The 6,256-nt window shown below is 70.6% G+C and carries 7 protein-coding genes (1 of these 7 running past the window's edge); 2 read left to right on the top strand and 5 right to left on the bottom strand.

All coding sequences use genetic code 11. From position 1 onward, the window contains the following. Nucleotides 1–728 carry the 3' end of a lipopolysaccharide biosynthesis protein gene (locus PGN23_RS02935; RefSeq protein ID WP_335301349.1) on the top strand. Its footprint begins 751 nt before the window's first position, so 728 of the gene's 1,479 nt are visible here — the last part of the coding sequence; the start codon falls outside the window, past its left edge; its stop codon occupies nt 726–728. 1 nt (nt 729) lies between these two features. Here PGN23_RS02935 and PGN23_RS02930 read toward each other — a convergent pair whose 3' ends face one another. After that, nucleotides 730–1,155 carry a CBS domain-containing protein gene (locus PGN23_RS02930; RefSeq protein WP_335301348.1) on the bottom strand — a complete coding sequence of 142 codons (426 nt, stop codon included), beginning with the start codon at nt 1,153–1,155 and terminating at the stop codon, nt 730–732. Between the two features lie 78 nt (nt 1,156–1,233). On the opposite strand from PGN23_RS02930, the gene PGN23_RS02925 reads away from it, so the two are divergent. Then, entirely contained in the window at nt 1,234–1,554 is a 321-nt protein-coding gene (locus PGN23_RS02925) for a hypothetical protein (RefSeq protein WP_335301347.1), read from the top strand. Between the two features lie 69 nt (nt 1,555–1,623). On the opposite strand, the gene PGN23_RS02920 is transcribed toward PGN23_RS02925, so the two are convergent. From PGN23_RS02920 to hisS, 4 genes are all read right to left on the bottom strand, one after another. Further along, entirely contained in the window at nt 1,624–2,538 is a 915-nt protein-coding gene (locus PGN23_RS02920; RefSeq protein WP_335301346.1) for a DUF4167 domain-containing protein, read from the bottom strand. Between the two features lie 271 nt (nt 2,539–2,809). Continuing rightward, on the bottom strand, nt 2,810–3,640 hold the full coding sequence (gene prmC, locus PGN23_RS02915) for a peptide chain release factor N(5)-glutamine methyltransferase (RefSeq protein WP_335301345.1): 831 nt from the start codon (nt 3,638–3,640) through the stop codon (nt 2,810–2,812). Nucleotides 3,641–3,893: 253 nt separating this feature from the next. After that, complete coding sequence (gene prfA / locus PGN23_RS02910; RefSeq protein ID WP_335301344.1) at nt 3,894–4,970, bottom strand: peptide chain release factor 1; 1,077 nt, start codon at nt 4,968–4,970, stop codon at nt 3,894–3,896. Further along, a complete protein-coding gene (gene hisS, locus PGN23_RS02905) occupies nt 4,967–6,232 on the bottom strand; it encodes a histidine--tRNA ligase (protein ID WP_335301343.1) in 1,266 nt (421 codons plus the stop codon). The genes prfA and hisS overlap by 4 nt, the downstream gene beginning before the upstream one ends. Nucleotides 6,233–6,256 lie beyond the last annotated feature (24 nt).

Here is a 6,256-nt window from a genome sequence, read left to right as displayed (position 1 = left end):
ACTTCTCCGCGCATCTGCTGGGCATCTACACGACCAGCCTGTTCCTGGCGCAGATCGTCGTCGCCAAGTTCGTGCCCGCGCTCAACGACGTCGCCTTCTCCGCCTACGCCCGCCTGCAACACCATGCCGACGCGAGGGCGCAGGCGTTCGTCAAGGGCGTCCGCGTGGTCATGGCGGCGGCGCTGCCCTTCTACCTGGGGCTGGCCGCCACCGCGGAGCCGCTGGTGCTGGCGATGCTGGGCGAGAAATGGCGCGAGGCGATCCCCGTCGTCCGGGTGCTGGCGCTGGCGATGCCGTTCATGACGATGCAGGTATTGTATCAACCCGCGTGCGACGCGATCGGGCGCCCGGGGATCAGCGTGCGCAACGGCGCGACAGGCGCGGCGATCATGGCGGCGGCCTTCGCGGTGGGGGTCGGGGGCGGCGCGACGGGACTGGCGATGGCGTGGTGCGTGGGGGCACCGCTGTATCTGTTGCTGGGCAGCCGTCGTGCGCTGCCGGCGATCGGGGCGCGGGGCGTCGACGTGTTCCGCGCGGTGCGTCCGGCGGCCACCGCCGCGCTGGCGATGGCGGCGATCGTGATCGCGATCGACCGGAGCCTGCCGCCGCTCGCGGCGGTCCCGCGGCTCGCGGTGCTGGTGGTGGTCGGCGTGGCCGCCTATGCCGCCGCGCTGTTGATCCTTGCCCGCTCGCTGGTGCGCGAGCTGGCGGCGCTCGCGCGCCGGTAGCTCAGGATTGCTGGATGTAGTCGCGCATCGCCGCGGCGTCGGCCTCGATCCGGTCGATGCGGTATTTCACCAGATCACCGATCGAGACCAACCCGACCACCTGCCGGTCGTCCAGCACGGGAAGGTGGCGGATGCGCCGCTTCGTCATCAGCGCCAGCGCGCCGATCACGCTTTCGTGAGGCGACACGGTCATCGCCGGCGCGGTCATCACCTCGCCCACCGTCGTGTCGAGCGCGGTCGCGCCCTGCGCCAGCATCCCGATCACGTCGCGTTCGGAGAAGATCCCCCGCACCTCGCCATCCGCCATCACCGGCACCGCGCCGATGCGGTGCTGCGCCAGCAGCGCGATCACGCGCGACACCGGCGTATCCGGCGTGACGGATGTCACCTCCCGGCCCTTGTCCTTCAGGATGGCGGCGATGGTCATGATCCAGCTCCTCTCCGGCGCGGTTCTGGTGCCGCGCAGGCTGGTATCATCCCAGCTTTGGGCGCAAAGACAATAACCATGGCACATCGCGATGACAGCCGCATCGGGGGCGGCACGCCGGCGATTTCCGGACTGGACGATCCGCATGGCGCGCGCTGGGCGTGGCGGCGGTTCCGCCGTATCCTGGCCGCGGTCACGCTGGTGGGCGTGGTCGCGGCGATAATGGCGGTGTGGCTGCTCGGGCGGGCCTATGGCACGCTGGGCTGGATCGCGACCGCGGCGACGTTCGGCGGGGTCGTCGGATCGGTGGCGATGGCGGGGGCGCTGATGGGGCTGGCCTTCATGAGCTCGGGCACCGGCCATGACGAGGCGGTCGACACGTTCGACGCCACTCCCTGAACGCACGAACCCCGCGCTTTCCAAGGAAAAGCGCGGGGTCGGGGACATTCCGGCGTCGGGCGCGACGGCCTATTCGGCCGGAGTCGCCTCCACCGCGGTGCGCACGCGACGACGGCGCGGCTTGGGCGCTTCCTCTCCGGTATCAGCGGCGGAAGCGGGAGCGGCGGGAGCGGGAGCGTCGGCCGCCGGCTCGGCCGGTGCAGCCGACACGCCGAGCGACGGGGGCAGGCGATCGATGTCGAACGCGACCTGCTCGCCCGCCGCCTCTTCGCGCGGCTTGCGCGTGCGGCGGCGCGGGGTGCGCGCCTCTTCCGCCGCCGCGGCCTCGACGACCGGAGCCGCCGCGACGGGCGTGTCGGCATCGCGCTCGACCCGCGGCTCGGCGCGCTCGACGTTCCGCTCGGCATAGCCGTTGCGATGCTCGCCGCGGCCGTCATGGCGGTTGTCCCGCTGGCGCTCATCACCCCGCGGGCGATCCTCACGCTGGCGATCGTCGCGCTGGCGGTCGTCGCGCTGGCGCCCGTCGCGCTGACGATCGTCACGATCTGTCCGGGGGCGGTCATCGCGATCCGATCGCGGGCGCTCGTCGCGCCGGGGACGGCTGTCGCCCTCGCTGGCGCGGACCTGATCCTCGCTGCGGATCGGCTCGCCCTCGTCACCGAAATCGTCGCTATCGTCGAACTGATCGAGGTCGTTGCGCAGATGGCGGGGCATCGGCTGGTCGTCGTTGCGGCCACGCTGATCGGCCAGGACGCGGAAATAGTGATCGGCGAACTGAAGGTAATATTCGGTGTTCACCCGGTCGCCGGACATCTGCGCATCGCGCGCCATGTTGCGATATTTCTCGAGCAGCTGCGCCGCATTGCCGCGGGCGCGGCTGTCGATCCGGTTGCCGCTGTCGCGCTGGCCCTGTCCGCCACCGCCGCCGGGGCGCTGGTTACCACCACGGCCGCGACGGCGACCGTTCTGACGGTTGTTGATCAAATCACTGTCCTCGTCCTGGAACCAAAACCGGCACTTGCTCCCCCCGGCCATCGGCATCGGGTAAGGGTTGCAGTCATCCCCGGCGAACCGCCTGCGCCAAAGCGCGCGGCGGGCACCTGCCACGGTCGCCGGACTGCAGCGACTGTCGACGAGAGGGAGGGTCGGCTGCCCGATCCGGCATCGAGATGCCATCAGGTTCGCGTCCCCGCCGCCATCCCTAGCCGTTCGGCAGGCGTTCTCAAAGGGAAATATTGGGTCGCCGCCCGGCTTTTCAACCCGCCGGGTGCGTCGCGACCAGACAGCGGGGATGTCCCGCCAGGTCGTGCCGCACCGCGACGGCCAGCCCTGACCCGCGAAACAGCGCGGCCGCGCTTTCGTGCTGGTCCCAGCCGATCTCGATACAGGCGACGCCCTCCGGCGCGAGCAGCGCCGGCAGCTGGCGCGCGATGACGCGGTAGTCGTCCAGCCCGTCGGCGCCCGCGAACAGCGCGCTCGCGGGCTCGTGCGCGCGCACCTCGCGCGGCAGCTCGGCGTCGGTCGCGATATAGGGCGGATTGGCGAGCACCAGGTCGAACGCCCCGGCGATCCCCGCCCCCCAGTCGCCGCGACGCAACACGACCCGGCCGTCCATGTCCAGCGCCGCGGCGTTGCGCCGCGCCCAGTCGAGCGCCGCCTCGCTCGCGTCCACGCCCAGCCCCGTCGCGCGCGGCCATTCGGCCAGCGCCGCGAACAGCAACGTGCCCGGACCCGTGCCGAGATCGAGCACGCGCCGCGGCCCCTCCCCGCCAGAGAAATGCGCCACCGCCGCCTCGATCAGCGTTTCGCTGTCCGCGCGCGGCACCAGCGCGCCGGGGCCGACCAGCAGGTCGATCGTCCAGAAGGCGCGGATGCCGGTGATATAGGCGACCGGCTCATGCGCGGCGCGGCGCTCGACGAGCGCGGCGAAGGCAGGCGGCACGAGATGGTCGCCCGGCGTCAGCAGCAACCGCTCGCGCGTGATGCCCAGCGCGTGGGCGAGCAGCAGCTCCGCATCGAGCCGGGGGGTATCCGAAAAGGCGAAGCGCGCGGCGGCCTCGCGCAGCGCGGCACGCGTGTCGGTCATCGAACCACGGCGCGGCAGCGCCCTTCCGTCTCTCTGGGGATCACGACCTCACCTGTTCCGCAACCTCTTCGCGCCTTCGCTCGAAACGACCTCCGCCGGCGCGTCTGGATTCCCGCCTGCGCGGGAATGACGGAAGGAATTGGCGGGGCGAGCCATCTCTGCGTCCTTTGCGTGCTCTGCGCGAACTCTTTCCAACGCCCGCCGGCCGGGCTTGGCCGAATCCTGTCGCGGGGCGCGACAGGCCAGCCCGCGTCTACGCCTCCAGCGTCGCCAGCCGTTCCGCCTCGTCCTCCGCCACCAGCGCCCCGATCAGCTCGTCCATCTCGCCCTGCAATATCTCCGGCAGGCGGTGCAGCGTCAGGTTGATGCGGTGATCGGTCACTCGCCCCTGCGGAAAATTGTAGGTGCGGATCCGCTCGGAACGATCACCCGATCCCACCATCGCCTTGCGCGTGCCCGAACGCTCCGCCGCCAGTCGCTCGCGCTCCGCCTCGTACAGCCGGGTACGCAGGACCTTCAGCGCCTTCGCCTTGTTCTTGTGTTGCGATTTCTCGTCCTGCTGGATCACGACCAGCCCGGTCGGCAGGTGGGTGATGCGCACCGCGCTGTCGGTGGTATTGACCGACTGGCCACCGGGCCCGGACGAGCGATAGACGTCGATCCGCAGGTCGCGCGCCTCGTCGATCTGGACGTCGACCTCTTCCGCCTCGGGCAGCACCGCGACGGTCGCAGCGGAGGTGTGGATGCGCCCGCCGCTCTCGGTCACCGGCACGCGCTGGACGCGGTGGACACCGCTTTCGAACTTGAGCTTCGCGAACACGCCGGAGCCGGTCACGCTGGCGACGACTTCCTTGTAGCCGCCGGCGTCGCTGTCCGATGCGGAGATCAGCTCGACGCGCCAGCCCTGCCGCTCGGCATAGCGCTGGTACATGCGGAACAGGTCGCCCGCGAACAGCGCCGCCTCGTCGCCCCCGGTGCCGGCGCGCACCTCCAGCATCGCCGAGCGCTGGTCCGCGGCATCGCGCGGCAGCAGCGCGAGCGCGAGGCGGCGGTCGGCACCCTCCAGCGCGACGCGGTTCTCGCGTAGTTCCTCCTCCGCCATCGCGCGCAGCTCGGCATCGGCATCGCCGGTCATGTGCGCGAGGCTGTCGGCCTCCTGCCGCAGCCGGCGCACCTCGCCCGCGGCCTGCGCCACCGGCTCAAGCTCGGCATATTCCTTCGACACCTGGACGAAGCGGTCACCCTCCAGCGCCCCGGTAGCCATCATCGCCGCCAGCTCGTCGCGCCGCGCCTCGATCTGGCGGATCCGGTCGATCGAGATGCTGGTCATGCGCCGAGTTTGCTCATTCCGAGCACGCTACGCACCTTGTTGTTCAACTCTTCGTGCCGATCCAATTCATCACTCAGCACGTCTTTCATCAAAATACGGATCGATGGCTCAGGTGCGTCTGTGAAAACCAAGAATGATCTGGGACTAGCTTTCGCAGCGCGGTCGTAGCGCTTCCTGGGCGATCCGGTCGCCACCAGCTGTGCCGAAACGCCCGCGCGGCGCAACCGGGCGAGTGCCGCCACCGCGGCGTCGTGGGCGCGGTCGTCCTCGACCACCACGGCCACGTCCGGGCGCGCCGCCGGCGGCTCATCGATCAGCATCGCCAGCCGTTCGACCCCCGCGGCCCAGCCCACCCCCGCGGTAGCAGGCCCGCCGAGCGATTCCACCAGCCCGTCGTAGCGCCCGCCCGCCAGCACCGTACCCTGCGCGCCGAGCCGGTCGGTGACGAACTCGAACGCGGTGTGGCGGTAATAGTCCAGCCCGCGCACCAGCCGCTCGTTGCGGGTCCAGCGCACGCCGGCGGCATCCAGCCCCTTCTGCACCGTCTCGAAGAAGGCGCCGGCCTCCGCACTCATATAGGCATCGATCCCCGGCGCGGCATCGGCCACCGGGCGGTCGCGCAGATCCTTGGAATCGAGGATGCGCAGCGGGTTCTTCGCCAGCCGCGTCAGGCTGTCCTCGCTCAAGTCGCCGCGATGCGCCTCGAAGTGCGCGACCAGCGCGTCACGCCAGGCGTCGCGCGTCGCCGCGTCGCCCAGCGTATTGAGCTGGAGCGTCACGCCCTCGATCCCCAGTTCGGCCAGCAACTGGTCCGCGAGCGTCAGCAGCTCGACATCCGCCGCCGGCTCGGTCGCACCCAGGACCTCGGCGTCAATCTGATGGAACTGGCGGTAGCGGCCCTTCTGCGGGCGCTCGTAGCGGAATACCGCACCGCTGGTGACGACCTTCACCGGCGCATATTGCTGCCAGCCGTTGGTGATGTAGGCGCGCACGATCCCGGCGGTGAATTCCGGACGCAGCGTCAGCGAATCGCCGCCCTTGTCGGGGAAGGAATACATCTCCTTCGACACGACGTCGGTCGTCTCGCCGATCGAGCGGGCGAAGACCTGCGTATCCTCGAACACCGGGGTTTCGACGCGTTCGAAGCCGTAGAGGCGGCGCACGCGGTCGAAGGTGGCGAGGACGTGCGCGAAGCGGCGTTCCTCGTCGCGGAAGATGTCCTGGGTGCCGCGGACGCGGGCGGGGGTCTGGATACGGGCCATGATGGGTGCGCGTATCTAGGCGAG

Origin of the sequence: Sphingomonas adhaesiva (assembly GCF_036946125.1) — a bacterium.
GTDB lineage: Bacteria > Pseudomonadota > Alphaproteobacteria > Sphingomonadales > Sphingomonadaceae > Sphingomonas > Sphingomonas adhaesiva_A.
Note: the sequence above shows the minus strand (reverse complement) of the source record. Positions and strands in the feature narration are given on the sequence as shown.